Origin of the sequence: Cytobacillus solani (genome assembly GCF_006704205.1) — a bacterium.
In the GTDB taxonomy this organism is placed as follows: Bacteria; Bacillota; Bacilli; order Bacillales; family Cytobacillaceae; genus Cytobacillus; species Cytobacillus solani.
In genome coordinates this window covers 3059501-3079932 of the sequence record NZ_CP041305.1, presented here as the reverse complement: position 1 = coordinate 3079932, position 20432 = coordinate 3059501, and the positions used below count along the sequence as shown (strand labels likewise).

Genomic DNA, 20432 nt, shown 5'->3' with positions numbered 1-20432 from the left:
GTAAGATGCTGACAATGTTTATTTTTTCTAATAAAATTACTGAATAGGAGATTCGCTCGTATTCGTTTTTGAATCGAAAACAATCTGTCCGCCGATTACCGTTTGAGCAACCGCTATGTCAGCAATTTCATCTGGAGTCACTTTAAAGATATCTTCTTCTAAAATAGTGAAATCGGCTAAAAAGCCTTCCTTTATTACACCTCGATCATTTTCATGACTGGCAGCGTAAGCACTGCCTTTTGTAAATAAGCAAACTGCTTCATAAATTGTTAAAGCTTCACTTTGATAATAAACTTTTTTCTCAGGATCATTGATATTCGTCCTTGTTACTGCAGCATGAATGCCTAAGAACGGGTTTAATGGTTCGATCGGGGCATCTGATCCTCCCGCACAAGGTGGCCCTTCATTAAGCAATGTTTTCCAAGCATAACAATAATTCATATGCTCCTCTCCAATACGATCGATAACCCATGGAAAATCTGAAGCAAGAAATCTTGGCTGAATGTCAAGAATAAGGGGTAAGTTCTTCGATCGGTCAATTAGTTCTTTCCTCAGAATCTGAGCATGGATGAGCCGGTCTCTTCCTTCCCCGGTTATAGGATACTTTTCGATTGCGTTCAGTGCCATTTCGAACGCCAAGTCTCCAATGGCATGGATGGCAACTGGCAGCTTGAATTCCCTTGCCTTTTTTATAAGGTCATCCAATTGCTGCTGTGATAAAATGGCTATTCCTGATGTAGACGGATCATCTGCATAGGGGTGACTTAGCAATGCCGTTCTACCACCTAATGCTCCATCAGCAAAAATTTTCATTGCTCCGAATTCAATCCAGTCATCGCCGCTTAAAAAGTGCTGCCCCGCATTTTTCATTTCATCAACAACCTCATGATGGACAAGAAGATGTGCACGGAATAGCTTGCCCTCTTCCTCAATCACTTGCTTGAAAGCACGGAAAGTCTTTTCATAGCCTCCATAGTAATTTAAGTCTTCCGTATGTGCACCTATGAATCCAAGTTTATAGGCATCTTTTATTGCTGCACGAAGAGCTTTTTTTAAATAGGCTTCAGATACCTCAGGAAGTACATCAAATACCAATTCCTGCGCCTGATCCTTTAACAATCCATTTGGCTTGCCTAACTCATCCTTTTCAATGACACCACCAGGAGGATTTTCTGTATTTTCGTTAATGGAAGCAGCCTTTAAAGCAAGTGAATTAACAACAAGAGCATGGCGGCAAACCCGTTTTAATATAACAGGATGATCAGGCACCAGGCCATCTAACTCCGCTGCAACAATAGGATCGGATTTCTTCCATAAGTTTTCATTCCAGCCTTCGCCTATTAGCCATTCACCCTCTTCAAGAGATTCTGCATATTGCTGCACTGCTTGAAAAACCGATTCCTTCGAAAGACAGTTAGACAAATCCAAGCGAATTAACCTTTCTCCATGCCCAATTAAATGCATATGACTATCAGTAAATCCCGGAAGCATTGTTCGCCCTTGTAAATCCATCCTGCTCACAATTTCATTTCCATACTTTTCCTCAAGGGATTGAATCGATCCAATCTCTACAATTTTGTCTGCACACGTAAAGACGGCTTCTACTTGATGATTTGCTTCTTGCAGTGTATAAATATTTCCCCCATACCATAAAGTTCCCAAAGAAAATTCCTCCCTCAATTCTTCATTTTTATCATATCAAAAATGCAGGCGATTACACGCCTGCATCCATATGCCTCTTTTATTTTTGCGCAGCTGTTTCCATTTCCTTTTTCCTAAGCTCTACCCGACGAATTTTCCCTGAAGTAGTCTTTGGCAGCTCAGCTAAAAATTCAATTTTGCGTGGATATTTATATGGGGCAGTAAGCTCCTTGACATGATCCTGAAGATTCTTTATCAAATCAGGATCCTTTTCATCCACGCCTTCACGCAATACTACAAAAGCTTTAACAATGTAGCCGCGCACTTCGTCTGGACTTGCAACAACTGCACATTCCTTAACTGAAGGATGCTTAACAAGGGCATCTTCCACTTCAAACGGGCCAATCGTATAGCCTGAACTGATGATAATATCATCACCCCTCCCTTCAAACCAGAAGTAGCCCTCCTCATCCATTTTCGCTTTGTCTCCTGTTACATAATAATCCCCACGGAATTGCATCGCCGTTCTTTCCGGATCTTTGTAGTAGTTTTTAAATAAAGCTGGTGTTTCGATATGTACAGCGATATCACCTACAACATTAACGCTACACGGTTTTCCATCTTCGTTAATAATTTCCACACGATTACCAGGGGTTGGTTTCCCCATTGAACCAGACTTCAGTGCCATTCCTTTTGTCACACCAACAAGCAAAGTATTTTCCGTTTGTCCATAGCCATCGCGAACATCTACATTAAAGTTTTTCTTAAAAATATCGATAACCTCACGATTCAACGGTTCACCCGCTGATACAGCACTGCGAAGATTAGGAAGATTGTATTCATGGAGATTGTCCGCTTTAGCCATTATGCGGTACTCTGTCGGTGTACAGCATAGAACATTTACATTGTAATCTCCTAAAAGCTGTAAATATTTTTCCGGCTCGAATTTGCCATTATACACGAATCCAGTTGCTCCCGAACCAAGAACAGATAGGAATGGACTCCATATCCACTTTTGCCATCCTGGCCCTGCCGTTGCCCAAACGGTATCACCCTCTTCAATACATAACCAGTTTGGCGCGGCTGTACGAAGATGTGCAAAAGCCCAACCATGAGTATGCACGACTCCTTTTGGGTTTCCTGTTGTACCTGACGTATAAGAAAGAAACGCCATGTCCTCTTGGTTCGTATCTGCAATTGAAAATTCATTAGACGCATGATCCATCTCACTATTTAAATCGATCCAATTCTCTGATTGGCCGCCGATAACGAATTTCGGCAAAGATTCAGCCTCTTCTATTTGTGAAAATTGGTTTACATAAGGATAATAACTGACAATCCCCTTTACATCTCCATGTGTAATTCGATACTGAAGATCTTTTGAGCGGAGCATTTCTGAGCTTGGAATAACAACTAATCCTGCCTTAAGAGCAGCAATATATGCCTGATAAGCTTCAATTAATCGCGGAACGATAACAAGAACGACATCCCCTTTTTCTAAACCATATTTCGCAAAAACATTGCTAATTTTATTTGCATTTTTTAATAAATCACTATATGTAACTTCTTTTTTCTCACCCTGTTCATCTTCCCATCTGATTGCCAACCTGCTAGTATCTTCTGCAAACCGCTCCATTTCAGCAACTAGATTATACTTTTCCGGTGCCAATAGATCTTCTCGTTTCATCATATCTCCCCCTAAAAGTAAGTCGAACGAATGTCTATACAAAGATGGTTATCATTAAAAATTATTATACTAAATTATCCAAAAATTTTAAATTATATATTTTCGCATAATACAAATAAGGAGCAGGAAGTGAATCCTGCTCCTTGTAGCCATATTATTTATTTTTTAAATTATCGTCCAAAACCAGCCATTTGTTGTTGAGCAGTTTGAACTAAACGCTTCGTAATTTCTCCACCAACTGAACCGTTAGCACGAGAAGTAGTATCTGCACCTAAGTTCACGCCGAACTCAGAAGCAATTTCGTATTTCATTTGGTCTAGAGCTTGTTGTACCCCAGGAACTAAAAGTTGATTTGAGTTGCTGTTGTTGTTTGCCATGTGATGTTCACCTCCTTGTGAGTATAGAATGTGTAAAATCACATGGCCATATTCAAATATTTACTGGTAATTAATGCTTGGAAAACCAGAGCGAGCCAGCGGAAACTTTATTAAAATAAATCTCCAAACCCGTCTTGCTCAGCTGCTTTTGGAGCAATTGCTATTGTTTCTGTATTTTCAACTGCTTTGCTAATGAGCGGTTCGAACTCAATATAACTTTCAAAGTATTGAACCTTTTCTTTTTTTGGTTTTGTTTTTGGTGATGCTGGAACAAATACCGTACAGCAATCCTCATAAGGCCGATTAGAAATCTCAAATGTATCAATGGCTCTTGAAATATCAATGATTTCAGATTTATCCATTGTAATTAACGGTCTTAAAATAGGCGTATTTGTGACATCATTAATTGCATACATACTTTCAAGTGTTTGGCTGGCAACTTGTCCTAGACTTTCACCAGTAATAATTGCCAATCCATCATTTTTTCTTCTAATCTCATCTGTAATACGGAGCATTAACCGTCTTGTCGTCGTCATCGAGTAATTCTCAGGGACCTGCTTCGCGATAAGCTGTTGAATTTCAGTAAAAGGAACAATATGAAGTTTAACTGCACCACTTATATTTGCCAGTTTTTCTGTTAAGTCGATCACTTTCTGTTTGGAGCGTTCACTTGTAAAAGGCGGGCTATAGAAATGGACAGCTTCAATCTCAACCCCTCTTTTCATTGATAAAAATCCTGCAACTGGACTATCAATCCCACCTGATAACATAAGCATCCCTTTACCGCTTGAGCCTACTGGAAGACCGCCAGCCCCAGGAATATTTTCACATGAAAAGTAAACAGCTTTTTCTCTAATTTCAATTTGAAGATTGATATCTGGCTTTTTCACATCTACCTTTAGTTCAGGGATATTTTTCAACAAATGAGCACCAAATATTTGATTGATTTCATTCGTATCTAAATAATAGGTTTTATCTGATCTTTTTGTCGTAATTTTGAATGTTTCTCCAGCCTGATGGATCTTTTTAAACAAATCAAGAGCAGCATTTTTCATATTTTCAAGCTCTTTATCCGTTTTTATTGCTGGACTAAAGGACTGAATACCAAAGACATTCTTCAGCAGCTCAATAATTTCAAGGCCGTTTTCTCCATTTAAAAGAATAAACATTCGCTCTCTGTCCGCTTCAATGTTAATCTTTTCAAAGTTTCGTAAAACTCGTTTAATATTCCGTTTTAATTTATGGATAAATACTTTTCGATTTTTTCCTTTTGTCGATAGTTCTCCATAACGAATAAGAATGCGATCATAATTCATATTAATTCATAACCTTTCTTAGCCTATTTATAGCTTCATTTACCGTTTCAATAAACTGGATTGCTTCTTCCATTGTATTCTCATAGGATAGACTCACCCGAATGGAGCTAAGCGCTTCCTCTTCTGGAACTCCCATTGCAAGAAGTGTACTGCTTGCCTTTTTTATCTTAGAAGAGCATGCACTCGTCGTTGAGACATAAATTCCCTTTTCCTCAAGTGCATGAACGAACACTTCCGCTTTAAAGCCATGAATAGAGAAATTTATGATATGTGGTGCACAATGGAGAACTGGCGTATGAATCTTTATCCCATCTATTTTTTCCAATTCTAACCGAATAAAATCCCTTATTTTCTTCATCTCAGCTACACTGTTTTCCTGATTTAGCAATGTTAATCTTAACGCTTTTGCCATTGCAACGATCCCGGCGACATTTTCGGTCCCGCTTCTTTGCTGCCACTCTTGTCCTCCGCCAGAAAATAATGGAGAAATCTTTACTCCTTGACGAACAAAAAGTGCACCAGTCCCCTTTAATCCATGAAATTTATGGCCGGAAAACGTACATAAATCGATTTGGCAATCATGGAATTGAAGAGGCACTTTTCCAATTCCTTGAACATAATCCACATGAAAAATGATTTTTGAATACTGCTTGATTAGCTGACCAATCTCTTTGATTGGCTGGATAGACCCTGTTTCATTATTCACATGCATAACAGATACTAAAATGGTTTCTTGTGAAATAGCCTTTTCAATATCAGTTACACTTACTGTCCCATTGCTGTCTACTGGAATATAAGTAATTCGAAATCCAAGTGCTTTTAGCTGTTCCATTGATTCTTTCACTGAAGGATGTTCGATTTCTGTCGTTATTATATGACGGCCCCTCCCTCTATACATGAGGGCTGTACCTTTAATAGCAATATTGTTACTCTCAGTTCCCCCAGAAGTGAAGAGGATTTCTTTTGCTTGCGCCTTTAAAAGCTTAGCGATTTGTTCTCTTGCCTGCGAAAGGAGCTTTTCTGCATCCCCTCCAAGACCATGTAAGGAGGAGGGATTACCAAAATATTCTGTGGATACTTTGTTAAATGACTCCAATACTTCTCGATATGGTTTGGTTGTTGCACTATTATCCAAGTAGATCATTGTCTTCTCCTTCCATACAAAACGTATTGCCAACTTTAAATCATACCATAAATGTTGCAGTAGTTAAATAAGTAAATTCCACAAATACTAGATAATTGAATTGAGAAATGTTATTTTTATTATTTAATTTTATTCATGCGCATCATTTATTAGGAAAATCACATCAAATAAAAATTCAATAAAACTCTTTATATTCGGGAATAATTATACTAGAATAAGCAAGGAAAATTGCCTAGATATTATTATCTCAATATATTTAAAATTAAGACTTTTATAATATTCGACAATTTTTTTAACAACTATGTTACTATGTAAAATGTTCAAAATATTTAGGGTACTGATTCAGGGGGATGAAGTATGAATACAAATTTATCAGCAAAGCAAATCATGGCCGTTGGGCTCATGTTATTTGCACTATTTTTCGGAGCAGGAAACATGATTTTCCCTCCATTTCTAGGACAAGATGCAGGTACACATGTGTGGACTGCAATTATTGGATTTTTAATCACTGGTGTTGGGCTGCCGCTTTTGGCCATCATCGCGATTGCAAGAGTTGGTGATGTACAAACAATGGCAAGCCGCGTTCATCCAGTATATGGAGTGATCTTTACAGTTGTCATGTATTTAGTTATTGGACCGCTGTTTGCTATTCCACGTACCGGAACCGTTTCATATGAAATTGGAGTAATTCCGTTTTTATCTGAAAACGCTGTCAATAGTCCATTGCCGCTCGCGATATTTTCTGTTGTCTTCTTTGCCATCACAGCATGGCTTGCAATGAATCCAACAAAATTAGTAGATACGATTGGAAAAATATTAACACCAGCGCTATTAATTATTTTAGCAGTAATTGTTATTAAGGCACTTATTACACCACTAGGTGATCCACAAGCTCCAACAGGTCCTTATGTTGATGGTCCTTTCTTTAAAGGATTTGTTGAAGGCTATTTAACGATGGATACGATTGCTGCACTAGTTTTCGGTATTATTGTAATTAGTTCTATTCAGGGATTAGGGGTTTCAAATAAGAAGTCAATTACAAAGATTTGTGTTCAAGCTGGTTTAATTGCCGCAGCTGGCCTTGCTCTTGTTTATATATCACTAGCTTATATTGGTTCAACTGCACCAGATGCTATAGGAATTCAAGAAAATGGCGGAGCACTGCTTTCAAAAGCGGCTGACCATTTATTCGGATCATTCGGTTCCATTATTCTTGCACTAGCTATTGTATTTGCTTGTTTAACAACGTCAATCGGTCTCGTTTCAGCTTGTGCAACTTATTTTAATAAGCTTATGCCGCGATTTTCTTATAAAACCATCGTTTTAATTTTCTCAATCTTTAGTATGATTATTGCTAATATCGGCTTAACACAGCTTATTGCTTTTTCTGTTCCAGTATTGGTTATTATTTATCCATTAGCGATAGTATTAATCGTTTTATCATTTTTCCATAATTTCTTTAAAGGTTCTTCATTAGTTTATATTGTTGCTTTAATTCCAACCGGCATTATTAGCCTTATTGACGGTTTAAAAACTGCAGGATTAAATGTTACTGCTCTAACAGATGCACTAAGCTTCCTTCCGCTATTTGATCAAGGAATCGGCTGGATTGTACCGGCTATTGCTGGAGCTTTAGTTGGCTATGTTATCGCATTAGCTACTGGTGAATCAAAAAAGACAGTACAATCTAACTGATTTAATCACTCACAAAATTACAGGGGCAATTCATAAAATTGCTCCTGTTTCAAAAAAAAGGAAGTTATTTTTTTTATAATTACAATTTACAGAATCTTCACCTTAATATATAATCATAATAATTTTAGTATTCTTAAATAATTTTTTAAAATAAATTGTCACAAAATTTTGTCATTATTTACTTGGAGGAAAAAAGAATGGATGTAAATTTATTTAGCGAATTATTTCCTTAATATAATTAAGAATAATTCTTTCATTATTTCAATCTAAATTTTCATAAAATTTTGTAAATGCAGCAGGAGGAATAATAATGAATACAAATTTATCAGGAAAACAAATTTTAGCAATTGGACTTATGTTATTCGCAATGTTTTTCGGTGCCGGGAATATGATTTTCCCTCCATTTCTGGGACAGGATGCCGGAACGAGTGTCTGGACTGCCATCTTTGGATTCTTAATCACTGGTGTTGGCTTGCCATTGCTGGGAGTAATCGCAATTGCCAAGGTTGGTGATTTAGAAACATTAGCAAATAGAGTTCACCCTGTTTACGCTGTTATATTTACAGTTGTTTTATTTCTAGTAATCGGACCGCTTTTCGCTATCCCGCGTACTGGAACAGTTGCTTTTGAAATCGGTGTATTGCCATTTTTATCTGAAGGATCAACACCAAACGGATTAGGACTTTTAATATTTTCTGTTATATATTTTGCTATCTGTGCTTGGCTGTCTATGAATCCTACAAAACTTGTTGATACAATTGGTAAGCTATTGACACCCGCATTATTAACAGTTCTTGCTTTATTCGTTATAAAAAGCTTTATTACGCCACTGGGAGAACCGAAAGCACCAGTTGGTCCTTATGCGGAAGGTCCATTTTTCAAGGGGTTTATTGAAGGGTATTTAACAATGGATGCCATCGCTTCTCTTGTATTCGGCGGAATGGTTATTGCTTCAATTAAAGGATTAGGCGTAACAAGCAAAAAATCAATATCAAAACTTTGTATAAAAGCTGCATTAATTGCAGTAGTAGGTCTTGGACTTGTTTATTTATCTTTAGCTTATATCGGTTCTACAAGCCCTGATGCTATTGGTATCCATGAAAATGGAGGATCACTTCTTTCAGCTGCAGCTAACCACTTGTTCGGATCATTTGGAGCTGTTGTGCTTGGTTTAGCTATTCTATTTGCTTGTTTAACAACTGCGATCGGTTTAATTTCATCATGTGCACAATATTTTAATAAGCTAATGCCTAAGATTTCTTATAAAACGTTCGTTCTTGTTTTCTCCCTATTTAGTGCAGTTATTGCGAATGTAGGATTAACACAGCTAATCAGTTTCTCTGTACCAGTATTAGTGTTTATCTATCCTTTAGCTATCGTTCTAATCTTACTGTCATTTGTCCATAATTTATTTAATGGCTACTCATTAGTTTATATTTGTGCATTAATTCCAACAGGTCTAGTAGGTCTTGTAGATGGTTTAAATGCTGCTGGATTGAATATCTCTGCTGCTACAGATGTACTAAGTGTCCTTCCATTCTTTAGCCAAGGCATCGGCTGGTTAGTTCCAGCAATCGTTGGTGCAATCGTCGGCTATTGTATCGCTCTTGCAGCTGGAGAATCAAAGAAAACTGTTCCAACAAGTAACTAAGTGAAAATGAAATGAAAAGAATTGGTTTTGGCCAATTCCTTTTTTAAATAGAGTAAAATATACAAAAAAGAGTCCGCCTAAACTAAATTGGCGGACTCTTTGCTTACTGTTCACTTGTTAATTCTTCTATTCTTTTTATTGCACCTGGATCAATTTCTTCTATAGTAGTTGCCGCTTGCTCCAATGCTGTTCTGTAATCATATCCTCTAAATAAGCTTTCCGCTTCAAGTAATCCTTTTTCAACAGACGGGTATCTGCTTCGATATCTATTCCCATATTGAATGACCTTTTCCACAAGAACGATCGTTTCAATCATTTCATCTGTTGTGTTAACTACTTTTTCTACTGTTAACACAGCTACTTCTAAATACTGCTGGATTGTTTGAATATTTAGCGGCTGCTCCTCGAGCTTGGCGATTACATTTTCAATACTTTCTTTTGCGTCCTGCATTAAATATTTATAATCCTGCGGCAAGCCTGGGACATTGCTTTTTGAAACACGTCTAACCGTTTCAGCCATTTTCTTTCTGAGTTCCTTTACCTTTTCTCGGGCACTCATTTCATCTTTTCTGAGCATCTGCAGCTTTTCAGCAAATGAAGCATGTTCATCCTCCACTTCTTCAAGCTGACTTCTAATTTCGTCAAGTTCTGCTTTTAGGATAGAGTGTGCAGTCGTTTGACTGACAATTTTATGTTCAAGCACTTCGAACCTTTTAACAAGCTGTGTTAATCTTTTTTCGAGCTGTGTCTGAACTTCTATATCCTTATCTGATACATGATAGCTTTGACGAACGATTTCAAGCTCATTCTTCAATTGTTTATTAATTTCCCTGTTTGTAAACAGCATATTTCTAGTTACTTCATCTTGTTTGTCAATAAAATGCCTTGAATGTACTTCCTCTTCAAGAAGATCGTATAATAAATCAATACTATCTTTCACGTCACTGATTCCTTTTTGAACATCCGTAATTTCTGTCTGTTCAATCAATATCGCATAGCCCTTGATGGATTCTTCTAACCTCTCTGTTTCTTTCTCTAACTGAATATGATCAAGAATAAATCCTTGCTCTAGCATATCTTTATACCCATCTTTTAATTCTTTTAGTTGTGCAGGAATTTTCGAGAAGCATTCAACCATAAAACTCGGGATGACTTCCATTTTCTCTTTCACATGATCTAATTCTGCCTGTATGGTTAAAACAATCTCTCTTGCTTCTAAATAGTTTCCGCTCTCTGTTTTCTCATTAAAATCTTGAAACTTCGCAAATGACTCATCTAATTGCTTTTCAAGTATATCTGCTGCTTTTCCATATGTATGACGGTGGGCAAGCAGTGTTTTTTTATTCTCACGGTAGATGTCTTTTAGTTCTTCAATTTCCGTTCTGTTTTTCTCCTCACTGCCTACGAGATCATTTAGTTCATTTAATAATTTCTTTATGTTCTCTTCAATTTCTGTTAAGTACTTATCAATTTCTCCCTGTACTTGCTTTGCTTTATTAAAACGATATTTATCGATAAATTCCTCGGCATCAAATAAATACTCTTCAACATTTGGCAATTGTGCTGTAACAATATCATCCCATTCTGTTCGCCAGCGCTCAAATAACTCCTCTGTTTGGCCTGTCATATTCAATTGCTTTACCTTTGACATTTCTTCGAGAACAGGGCGATTCACAATATCCATCTTCCATGCTTCAAGCCGATCAATTTCTTTAAAGTATTTTTTCTTTAATATAAATCCTGTTAAAAATAAGCCGATAAGAATGACGATAACGCCAATAATCCATTCCACTTTTTAAAGCCCCCTGTTCTGTTCCGAGCCAATATATGATGATCTATGTAAATATTTATTATCATGTTCAGTTCAATGTTTTTATGATACCATGTAAACGACATTTTTTGACTATTTATTTCATTTTTTTATCTAAATTATTGTGAAAAAGCATATTCACTTAAACATTTTATCTTTTTATTGTACAAATTTTCAAATATTTCACTTCGTTTTTATCAACTTATTTAAGGCAGGTGGAAAGATATATGATAAAAGATGGCCATATCCATACCCCATTTTGTCCACATGGCACGAAGGATACATTAGAAGCATATGTCGAAAAGGCTCTTTCATTAGGTTTTCAAGAAATTTCTTTTACTGAGCACGCCCCATTGCCACCAGGATTTATTGATCCTACCCCTGAACAAGACAGTTCAATGGACATTGAACAATTGGAAAGCTATTTTGACAAGATTAACAAGGTTAAGTCTCTTTACAGTGGAAAAATAAAAATTAATACGGGGCTGGAGGTTGATTTTATCGAAGGCTTTGAACAGGAGACTACACAACTGCTTGATCAATACGGCAAATATTTAGATGATGCGATCCTCTCTGTTCATTTTTTAAAATTTGGAAGCCAGTATGCTTGCCTTGATTATTCACCGGAAGCTTTCGGCCAAATGGTTGAAGTATACGGAGCTACTGAGAACGTATATCGCGCTTATTTCAAAACCTTGCTCCAATCTATTAATTGTAATTTAGGTCCATATAAACCAAAGCGTATTGGACATATGACATTAGTGAAAAAATTCCAAAAAAAGTATCCTGTAAAAAAGGCTTTTACAAATGAAATAATGGAAATATTAAAGGCTATCAAGATTAAAGGCTATGAAATTGACTATAACGGAGCTGGATTTTCCAAGCCCCTCTGTAAAGAGGCATATCCCCCTGACTGGGTAGCTGAAGAAGCGATAAACCTGAAAATCCCCCTCGTTTACGGTTCTGATGCACATCAAATGAAGGAACTGGGACAAGGCCTTAGTATGATGCCATTGTGGAAGGGGAACCAATAGCGGATTCCTTTTCCACATTTAATTCACTGCTAAATAGGCTCTGTCGTATTCGCTTTGACATAGTACACCATCAATCCATTTATAAACCTCTATTAAATACTTCTCAGCAAAATACCGCTCATTCGGACGAACATGAAGCACTTCATTCATATAATGTGTATTTAAAAACGGCATGTTCAAAAGACCTTTAAGCTGTAAAGTAATGTAATCAGGCATTGAATGGCGAAACTCCTTTGCTTTCATTCCTCGCTCAATTACTTTATTAATATAAAATCTTTCCTTCATTAAATAAGTAGACATAATCTCACGTACAATTTGCGTATCCAATGATATTTCCCGCAAAATTAATCTCGTTAAATGAATATTTTCAAACTGATATATCATGATGTTCTCCACTATTTTTTTTAAAGAAAGGGCTGCTCCTTGTTCAAGGAATCCATATCCGTTTTCTATCTCCTTCACGTATCTCTCAAAAAAGATTGTAAAACAATGCTCTAGCAAACCATGCTTACTATCAAAATAGTAGGCAATATTAGCTGGATTTACCTTGGCTTTTTTCGCAATATCCCTAATAGATGTTCCATGAAACCCATTCACATTAAACAAATTAATTGATGCACGAACAATTGCTTCTTTGGCATTCCCTTTCATACAACCACCACTTTCACATTTTATCCGGGGCCTTGATAATCTTAAGTCGCCATTTTTATCGCAAAATAGTTCAACAATATTCGTTATTATATAGACATTCTTGTTAAATTAGCCTTTTCCTTTATATAATTCTCGACAAAGTTTCACCTATTTCTTCTAGTTTTGCTATAATCTAAATAATATTTTAGAAAGTTAGGTGATTTTTATATGTTTAATGTCGAAGCCTATAAAGGGACTCGTGAGGAAAATTACACTTTAGTCATAAAACAGCTAGCTGCATTAATGGAAGGCGAGTCGAACCGAATAGCCAATTTAAGTAATGCATCAGCCCTTTTAAATCTTTTTCTAGATCGGATCAACTGGGTGGGATTTTATCTGCTCGAGGACAAGGAACTTGTACTAGGTCCCTTTCAAGGACTTCCTGCTTGTGTTAGGATTCCTCTCGGAAGAGGAGTTTGCGGAACTTCTGCTAAATTAGCAGAAACTATACGTGTGGAGGATGTAAATCTGTTCCCTGGGCACATCGCCTGTGATGCTTCATCGCAATCAGAGATTGTTGTTCCGCTTATGAAAAATGGCCAGCTGATCGGCGTTTTAGATATTGATTCACCTGAAAAAAACCGTTTCGACGAGCTTGACCAGCAGAAATTAGAAGAGTTTGTTGATGTTTTAATAAAGTTTCTATAGATTCATTTCTCTAGTAAAAACTAAGACATTCGCCAGGCCTTTCGGCAAATGTCTTAGTTTTTTTATACGTTCAGAATGTATGGATATACATTCTGATTAGCCATAAGAGGCAATGATTTTTAATCACTGCCCCCTCTTTTCGTTAAATTTTGTTTAATGCTTCCTCTAGATCGCTTCGTATATCCTCCCAAGACTCCAGACCTACGGATAATCTGAGGAGTGTATCATCAATTCCCATTCTCTCTCTGGATTCTTTCGGTACTACTGCATGTGTCATCGTTGCTGGGTGCTGAATTAATGTTTCTGCATCTCCAAGGCTGACGGCAATTTTAATGAGATTAAGTTCATTCATAAGTGCTTGTGCTGTTGTCTTATTTCCGTTTAGCGTAAAGGAAATTAATCCACCAGGCTTCCTCATTTGCTTTTGTGCAATCGGAAAATCTGGATTTTGTTCATCCCCAGGATAAAATACCTTGGCTACTTTCGGATGGCTTATTAGAAAACCAGCTAGCTTTTCAGCATTCTCACAATGACGATCCATTCTTACCGCCAGCGTTTTTAACCCACGAAGCAAAAGCCAGGCATCAAATGGAGAAATGACACCTCCGATATCCTTCTGTGTTGTGAGCGCTATTCTCCCAATGAACTCTTTTTTTCCAACGGCTATGCCTGCGATCACATCGCCATGGCCGCATATATATTTCGTCGCACTATGGATAACGACATCACATCCAAGCGTGATTGGGTTTTGCAAGTATGGGGAACAGAAGGTATTATCCACCACAACCGGGATTCCTTTATCTCTTCCAACTTCCGCAATCATTTGTAAATCTACTAGTTTCATTGTAGGGTTAATAGGTGTTTCCACATAAATACAAACTGTTTCTGGACGAATTGCTTGTAATAATTGCTCTCTTGATTCCATAGCCGAAAAATCGTGGCTAATATTATATTTTTCATTCATCATCTCTAATAATCCAAAGGTGCAGCCATATACTCCTTGTGAGCATAAAATATGATCACCTGTTTTCGTTAATCCAAGCAGGATGGCTGACACACCTGCCATCCCCGAACTAAACGCTAGAGCTGCTTCTCCATTTTCTAGAGCAGCCATTCTTTCCTCAAGCATGGTCACTGTTGGATTGCCAAGTCTTGAGTATATATAGCCTTCTTCTTCTCCAGCAAAGCGTCTTTCTCCTTGCTCAGCTGTTTCGAATGTAAAGGTTGATGTTTGAAATAAGGGCGGTGCCAAACTGCCACTATATTTTTCCGAATTATATCCTTCATGAATAACTTTTGTTTCAATTTTTGTTGGATTGGTTTCTGTCATTATTCATATCCCCCTCTTTGTAAACGCTTTCAATTATTCACAAAAAAATATTTACGTTATTATCATATGATAATTCCAACTATTTGGAAAGTAATTTGTAAGAACAAGTGTGTAAGCGCCTTGATCATACCCGACAAGCACACGATGAGCCTCTCGGAAAGGTTGTCCTTTACCTTTTTGGAAGAATTGATCAAAATTGCATTGTGACACTAGTACGTCCTTTACGTTGAGGGTAGACGCTACTCCTATAAGCAACCGCTTATTACTCGTGCATGTAATCATTGTCGAAGCATTCCTTGTAGAGCTGAACGCAGATCTACTCGTTATCATGAACACATCATCCGATTATATAATTTCTATTACAAAAAATAAGGACCAATCACTTTCAGAGCGATTGGCCCAGTCTTATTTACTACGATCTTCATGTTCTTGAACAATGACCTTATTTTTGCCAGACTGCTTTGCTATATAAAGCGCTTTATCAGCGCGCTTAAATAATGTTGGGTATGAATCATGACGTCCTCTATTCCAATGTGAAACACCACATGAAATCGTCACTTGTGGCTCTGTGCTTTCAGATACTCTTTTTACAAGCCTTTCTGCTATTACTAGGCCAGCTGTTAAAGATACACCTGGCAAGTAAATTGCCAGCTCTTCGCCGCCCCATCTTGCACCAATATCTGAACCTCTTATGTTTGCATTAATGAGGTTAGCAACCTGAATGATTACATCGTCACCAACTTGATGGCCAAACGTATCATTTATCAATTTAAAATTGTCAATATCAATCATCATGAAAGTTCCCTCATGGTCTTCATTCATGGATTGGTGAATTTTGTCATCCAGATAGCTTCGAGAATATAGTTTTGTTAAGTGGTCTGTGACAACCATTTTCTCAAGCTCTTCTCTTAGTATTGAGTTAGTAACTGCAAGTGTAGAATGGTGTACAAGTGATTGCAGCAGTTTAAACGTTTCAAAAGAGAAATGGTATGGTGAATGATGCATAACTAGTGCGATGCCCTTAAGGACGCCTGACTGAGTCATAGGGACCGCCATAATTGACTTATAGTATGCAGGTTTACTTTCGTCTTCTAAATTAAAGTCCCCTATAAAAAGTGCTTCTTCATCAACTTCTACTTTGCCTTTTATAAATTCAATATAAGGTATCGCATCTATATGCTGAAAAAAGCCGGTACTTCCTTGTAATACTTTTAATTCTTTATAATCCTTCGAAAACAAAATAAATCCGACTTCTTCTGCATTGAATGATTGAATAATCTGTTCAGTAATAAATGCCATCGTTTCAGTTAATCGTAAATTCGAGTTAAGTCGATGGGACGTTTCATTAATTAGCTGAAGATCCTTAATTAAGCGCTTTGATTGCTGATAAAGCTGCGCATTTTCGAGTGCTGTCCCTGCTGTATTTGCCAATAAGGTGATGAACTCAACCTCATTAGTTGGAAAGACAATTGTATTCGGAGCGATCACCTGCAGCACCCCGTATACTCCCTGCTTTCCTTTTAGAGGTGCATACAACACCGACCTTTTTTCTTGAAGGGAATCTTCAAATTGAGGGACACCTGTTACATATGCCTGCATGGCAGCAATATTTTCACTATCATATTCTAAATCCTTAATCGGCAAATCTTCAAGCTTATTATTATCATGTGATAGGAGAAGATAATAAGTAAAGGTTGGGTACACTTCCTGTAATGTATTGATGATTTCTCCCAATACGTCATCCATATTCATAGAGGAATGGAATTTCTCCGTTACTCGATAGAGCTGCTTATATCTTCTTTCTTCTAAAATTGTTTTCACGAAATATCGGGCAGTATGTAAAAATCGCGCACATTCTCCACTTATTTTTTCAAGGATTTCATCAGAAAATTGGCTGAAGGTTTGATTATCTCCTTTTAGCGCAACACAGCCTTGATTCATTTTAAATAGCAGAATAAGATTATATTCTTCAAATCCAGGAAGCACTTGTCTTATGACTGTTCTTTGGCAATTTAAATCCGATAAGGAAGGTGGAATGACAGATGGCTTTTTATCTATAATGGTTGATGCTTCCATTAGTAATTGCTTGTTCCACTCATTCACGCTGAAAAAAGTAGCGTCCGTAGCTCCAGTTAAATCTTTTATCAAATGAAGCATGGATTTTAAAATTTTATCAAAATGTAATAAGCCATTTTCTATATCCATGATATCTAAAAAATGACTTTTTAATTTCATTATCAATTTTTGTTCAAGCTGTTCCATCTTTAATCATCACCTATTAGTAATAACTATTCCCTATTGCTACGAAACGAAAATTGCATATTCTTTCATAATCTATTATATATATATTTATCTGAAATTTCTCGCATATTTTTGTCTATTTCGTATCAATCGCAGCTATTTTTATATTTCTTTCTGTAATGACGAGCCATACCGATCCATCATAGGATAAAGATAATAATCCTGTTGGCTTCTCACCTTTCTCCAAGACGATAGAATGATTGTTATTAATAGTTAAAATTGCTTTCTTGTCATCATAGCTGTAAGGGGTTCCAGAAGAAGAATCCGTTATTCTATTCTCAGGTGGTCTATCTTCTTCATGTAAACTTTGTGAATAATACGTCCACTTCCTATTAGCTTTAACCCATATTCCTTCAGCTGTCCTGTCAGGCGAAATTTGTTCGGGGGCTTCTTCCAATTCAATTACATGCAGCGTATTAAACTTATACCTATTCATTCTTTCAATTTCATAGGCAGCTAATATATGTTTGCTGTTTTTATATTCATATAGAACTATATTTGGATTGTCATTCATATCAGCACTTTTTTTTAAAACAAGGGCTAAAGGAGAATAGTCGTTATCTCTAGTTTCCCGCATTTCAAAGCGGTATAAAAACCCGCAAATAACTAAAAAAACAAAAAAACCGATTAATACAAACCGGATACGTTTTTCTTTCAACGATTCTTTCATATAAAACCACTCTTTATTATATGTTCACATCTATAGTTATTATATCATATTTAAAGTGGGGAATAGTAAAAAAGTTTGATACTCACTTTTTCACACGAGGAAATACACCTTGACTTTTAATCCTAAATAATTATATAATACTCTTTGTGTAAAATATTGCAGCCTATGTGAGCGCCTTGATGCTCTCATTTTGTTCCTCAATCGAATTTATCACGTAAATTGCGATGATGGGGTACTGTGTAACCCCCTGCTGCTGGGGCGAAGGTACATGAAAACAAAATGGACATGAAAGTTGCGTGCATCTGTTTTTATTTTACAAAATAAAAACATTAAAGGAGGAGTCATTCATGGCTCGTTATACTGGCCCAAGCTGGAAATTATCACGTCGTCTTGGTATTTCACTAAGCGGTACTGGTAAAGAATTAGAAAAGCGTCCTTACGCTCCTGGACAACATGGTCCAAACCAACGCAAAAAATTATCTGAGTACGGATTACAATTACAAGAGAAGCAAAAGCTTCGTCATATGTATGGTGTAAATGAGCGCCAATTCCGTAACTTATTTGATAAAGCTGGCAAAATGGCTGGTAAGCACGGTGAAAACTTCATGATTCTTTTAGAATCACGTCTTGATAACGTAGTTTATCGTTTAGGTCTTGCTCGTACTCGTCGCCAAGCTCGTCAAATTGTAAACCACGGACACATCATGGTTGATGGACGTCGTGTTGATATCCCATCATACCGCGTAGCACCTGGTCAAACAATTACACTTCGCGAAAAATCTCGCAATCTTGACATCGTTAAAGAAGCAATCGAAGTAAACAACTTCGTTCCTGACTTCGTAACTTTCGATGCTGATAAATTAGAAGGAACTTTCACTCGTTTACCTGAGCGTTCTGAACTTCCTGCTGAAATTAACGAATCACTAATCGTAGAATTCTATTCTCGTTAATAGTTTTTCTAATGGACCTGCCGTTATCGGCGGGTCTTTTTTTCATAAATAAAGCCCTCCACTAAAGGAAGGCTTTACTAATTAGTATTTAATTAAGAAATATTTCTTTTTCCCGCGTCGAATGACAGTAAATTGCCCCTCAATCCGGTCCTTTTCAGAAAGAACATATTCAAGTTCTGTTACACGTTCTCCATTCACATAAACAGCCCCATTTCCAACATCTTCCCGCGCTTGGCGTTTGGACGGGGAAATTTTAGCCTCAACAAGAAGTTCAACGATATTGATCTCTTCACCTGTTGTATGCTCATAAGATGGAACATCTTTAAATCCTTGTTTAATTTCAGAGGCTGAAAGATTTCTAATCTCTCCACTGAAAAGCGCCTCAGAGATTTTTATCGCCTGATTTAATGCTTCTTCCCCGTGAATCATACGAGTCATTTCCTCAGCAAGCGCTTTTTGTGCTTTGCGAAGATGTGCCTCTTCTTGAACAGATTGTTCTAGTGCTTCAATCTCTTCTTTAGAAAGGAATGTGAAGTATTTTAAATATTTAATCACATCGGCATCTGCAGCATTAATCCAGAATTGGTAGAACTCATAAGGAGTTGTTTTCTCGGGATCTAACCAAACTGCTCCACTTTCTGTCTTGCCGAATTTCGTTCCATCTGCTTTTGTCACAAGCGGGATTGTCATGCCGTATGCTTTTGAGCCTTCCCCAACCATTTTGCGGATAAGCTCAAGACCAGTCGTAATATTTCCCCATTGGTCACTGCCGCCAATTTGCAATTTACACTGATGATTCTCGTATAAATGCTTGAAATCCATTCCTTGCATAATCGTATAAGCAAATTCTGTGAACGAGATTCCCGTTTCTAACCGGCTCGCTATCGTGTCCTTTGCCAGCATATAATTGATTCCGATATGCTTCCCGTAATCTCTTAGGAATGTAATCATATTCATCTCTGACGTCCAATCATAGTTATTTACCATGATCGCACCATTCTCACCGTCAAAATCAAAAATTGTTTTAAGTTGTTCAGTTAAACATTGAACATTATGCTGAACAGTTTCAATCGTTTGCAAGGTTCTTTCTTCTGTTGCTTTTGGGTCACCAATTAATCCTGTCGCACCGCCAACAAGAACAATCGGGCGGTGGCCATGGTTTTGAAATCTTCTTAATGTAAGGAATGGCAGCAGGTGTCCAATATGCATGCTGTCACCGGTTGGATCCATTCCGCAGTATAAGGATATTTTCTCCTTTTCAAGCGTTTCCTTCATTCCCTCTGCATCTGTTTGCTGGTAGACAATGCCTCTCCATTGCAAATCTTCAAGTAAATTCATATAAAGTACCTCCACTTATATTTTTTAATGCATGAATCTTTCCTAAAAACAAAAAAGCGCCCCTGCTTAAATGCAGGGACGCATATTTATTTGCGCGGTACCACCCAAATTGAGGACATATAAATCCTCCACTCTTACATGATAACGGAT

At 37.1% G+C, this 20432-nt stretch carries 16 protein-coding genes and 1 other annotated feature (1 of these 17 cut by a window edge); of the genes, 5 read left to right on the top strand and 11 right to left on the bottom strand.

Going from position 1 to position 20432, the window contains the following annotated elements; translation table 11 throughout:
* Window positions 1-36: 36 nt before the first annotated feature.
* From FI644_RS15440 to FI644_RS15420, 5 genes are all read right to left on the bottom strand, one after another.
* Entirely contained in the window at window positions 37-1662 is a 1626-nt protein-coding gene (locus FI644_RS15440) for an amidohydrolase (RefSeq protein ID WP_053477310.1), read from the bottom strand.
* A gap of 79 nt (window positions 1663-1741) precedes the next feature.
* Complete coding sequence (gene mbcS, locus FI644_RS15435) at window positions 1742-3328, bottom strand: acyl-CoA synthetase MbcS (RefSeq protein ID WP_053477311.1); 1587 nt, start codon at window positions 3326-3328, stop codon at window positions 1742-1744.
* A gap of 170 nt (window positions 3329-3498) precedes the next feature.
* Window positions 3499-3705 (bottom strand): alpha/beta-type small acid-soluble spore protein, encoded by a 207-nt coding sequence (locus tag FI644_RS15430; RefSeq protein WP_053477312.1) that lies wholly within the window; start codon window positions 3703-3705, stop codon window positions 3499-3501.
* Between the two features lie 110 nt (window positions 3706-3815).
* Window positions 3816-5021 (bottom strand): tRNA uracil 4-sulfurtransferase ThiI, encoded by a 1206-nt coding sequence (gene thiI, locus FI644_RS15425; protein ID WP_053477313.1) that lies wholly within the window; start codon window positions 5019-5021, stop codon window positions 3816-3818.
* 1 nt (window position 5022) lies between these two features.
* Window positions 5023-6165: a cysteine desulfurase family protein gene (locus FI644_RS15420; RefSeq protein WP_056686005.1), complete on the bottom strand. Its 1143-nt coding sequence runs from the start codon at window positions 6163-6165 to the stop codon at window positions 5023-5025.
* Window positions 6166-6522: 357 nt separating this feature from the next.
* Here FI644_RS15420 and brnQ (FI644_RS15415) point away from each other — a divergent pair, with 357 nt between their 5' ends.
* Together brnQ (FI644_RS15415) and brnQ (FI644_RS15410) are read left to right on the top strand one after the other, a co-directional pair.
* Window positions 6523-7860, top strand: coding sequence for a branched-chain amino acid transport system II carrier protein (gene brnQ / locus FI644_RS15415; RefSeq protein ID WP_053477315.1), 1338 nt, complete (start codon window positions 6523-6525; stop codon window positions 7858-7860).
* A 310-nt stretch (window positions 7861-8170) separates the two neighbouring features.
* The gene (gene brnQ / locus FI644_RS15410; protein ID WP_172797665.1) at window positions 8171-9511 is read left to right on the top strand and encodes a branched-chain amino acid transport system II carrier protein; all 1341 of its coding nucleotides are present in this window, start codon (window positions 8171-8173) and stop codon (window positions 9509-9511) included.
* Window positions 9512-9614: 103 nt separating this feature from the next.
* On the opposite strand, the gene ezrA is transcribed toward brnQ (FI644_RS15410), so the two are convergent.
* Window positions 9615-11303, bottom strand: coding sequence for a septation ring formation regulator EzrA (ezrA, locus tag FI644_RS15405; RefSeq protein WP_053477317.1), 1689 nt, complete (start codon window positions 11301-11303; stop codon window positions 9615-9617).
* Between the two features lie 245 nt (window positions 11304-11548).
* Here ezrA and hisJ point away from each other — a divergent pair, with 245 nt between their 5' ends.
* The gene (gene hisJ, locus FI644_RS15400; protein ID WP_142108595.1) at window positions 11549-12355 is read left to right on the top strand and encodes a histidinol-phosphatase HisJ; all 807 of its coding nucleotides are present in this window, start codon (window positions 11549-11551) and stop codon (window positions 12353-12355) included.
* Window positions 12356-12373: 18 nt separating this feature from the next.
* On the opposite strand, the gene refZ is transcribed toward hisJ, so the two are convergent.
* Window positions 12374-13006 carry a forespore capture DNA-binding protein RefZ gene (refZ, locus tag FI644_RS15395; protein WP_053477319.1) on the bottom strand — a complete coding sequence of 211 codons (633 nt, stop codon included), beginning with the start codon at window positions 13004-13006 and terminating at the stop codon, window positions 12374-12376.
* Window positions 13007-13213: 207 nt separating this feature from the next.
* Between refZ and msrC the strand changes: the two genes are divergently transcribed.
* On the top strand, window positions 13214-13693 hold the full coding sequence (gene msrC, locus FI644_RS15390; protein WP_053477320.1) for a free L-methionine (R)-S-oxide reductase MsrC: 480 nt from the start codon (window positions 13214-13216) through the stop codon (window positions 13691-13693).
* Window positions 13694-13835: 142 nt separating this feature from the next.
* On the opposite strand, the gene megL is transcribed toward msrC, so the two are convergent.
* From megL to FI644_RS15375, 3 genes are all read right to left on the bottom strand, one after another.
* Complete coding sequence (megL, locus tag FI644_RS15385; RefSeq protein WP_142108594.1) at window positions 13836-15023, bottom strand: methionine gamma-lyase; 1188 nt, start codon at window positions 15021-15023, stop codon at window positions 13836-13838.
* Between the two features lie 405 nt (window positions 15024-15428).
* Entirely contained in the window at window positions 15429-17285 is a 1857-nt protein-coding gene (locus FI644_RS15380) for a sensor domain-containing diguanylate cyclase (protein ID WP_142108593.1), read from the bottom strand.
* A gap of 115 nt (window positions 17286-17400) precedes the next feature.
* Window positions 17401-17994, bottom strand: coding sequence for a hypothetical protein (locus tag FI644_RS15375; RefSeq protein WP_053477323.1), 594 nt, complete (start codon window positions 17992-17994; stop codon window positions 17401-17403).
* A gap of 347 nt (window positions 17995-18341) precedes the next feature.
* Here FI644_RS15375 and rpsD point away from each other — a divergent pair, with 347 nt between their 5' ends.
* The gene (gene rpsD, locus FI644_RS15370) at window positions 18342-18944 is read left to right on the top strand and encodes a 30S ribosomal protein S4 (protein WP_056686020.1); all 603 of its coding nucleotides are present in this window, start codon (window positions 18342-18344) and stop codon (window positions 18942-18944) included.
* A gap of 81 nt (window positions 18945-19025) precedes the next feature.
* Here rpsD and tyrS read toward each other — a convergent pair whose 3' ends face one another.
* Window positions 19026-20282 carry a tyrosine--tRNA ligase gene (tyrS, locus tag FI644_RS15365; RefSeq protein WP_053477325.1) on the bottom strand — a complete coding sequence of 419 codons (1257 nt, stop codon included), beginning with the start codon at window positions 20280-20282 and terminating at the stop codon, window positions 19026-19028.
* 71 nt (window positions 20283-20353) lie between these two features.
* Window positions 20354-20432, bottom strand: a binding site (T-box leader); it runs 148 nt beyond the window's last position.

Excerpts from the sequence above, each read along its gene's own strand:
- rpsD (WP_056686020.1), top strand. The coding sequence starts at position 18,342 with ATGGCTCGTTATACTGGCCCAAGCTGGAAATTATCACGTCGTCTTGGT.
- refZ (WP_053477319.1), bottom strand. The coding sequence starts at position 13,006 with ATGAAAGGGAATGCCAAAGAAGCAATTGTTCGTGCATCAATTAATTTG.
- megL (WP_142108594.1), bottom strand. The coding sequence starts at position 15,023 with ATGACAGAAACCAATCCAACAAAAATTGAAACAAAAGTTATTCATGAA.
- thiI (WP_053477313.1), bottom strand. The coding sequence starts at position 5,021 with ATGAATTATGATCGCATTCTTATTCGTTATGGAGAACTATCGACAAAA.
- tyrS (WP_053477325.1), bottom strand. The coding sequence starts at position 20,282 with ATGAATTTACTTGAAGATTTGCAATGGAGAGGCATTGTCTACCAGCAA.
- mbcS (WP_053477311.1), bottom strand. The coding sequence starts at position 3,328 with ATGAAACGAGAAGATCTATTGGCACCGGAAAAGTATAATCTAGTTGCT.
- FI644_RS15430 (WP_053477312.1), bottom strand. The coding sequence starts at position 3,705 with ATGGCAAACAACAACAGCAACTCAAATCAACTTTTAGTTCCTGGGGTA.
- brnQ (WP_053477315.1), top strand. The coding sequence starts at position 6,523 with ATGAATACAAATTTATCAGCAAAGCAAATCATGGCCGTTGGGCTCATG.
- FI644_RS15380 (WP_142108593.1), bottom strand. The coding sequence starts at position 17,285 with ATGGAACAGCTTGAACAAAAATTGATAATGAAATTAAAAAGTCATTTT.
- msrC (WP_053477320.1), top strand. The coding sequence starts at position 13,214 with ATGTTTAATGTCGAAGCCTATAAAGGGACTCGTGAGGAAAATTACACT.
- FI644_RS15375 (WP_053477323.1), bottom strand. The coding sequence starts at position 17,994 with ATGAAAGAATCGTTGAAAGAAAAACGTATCCGGTTTGTATTAATCGGT.
- hisJ (WP_142108595.1), top strand. The coding sequence starts at position 11,549 with ATGATAAAAGATGGCCATATCCATACCCCATTTTGTCCACATGGCACG.
- FI644_RS15420 (WP_056686005.1), bottom strand. The coding sequence starts at position 6,165 with ATGATCTACTTGGATAATAGTGCAACAACCAAACCATATCGAGAAGTA.
- brnQ (WP_172797665.1), top strand. The coding sequence starts at position 8,171 with ATGAATACAAATTTATCAGGAAAACAAATTTTAGCAATTGGACTTATG.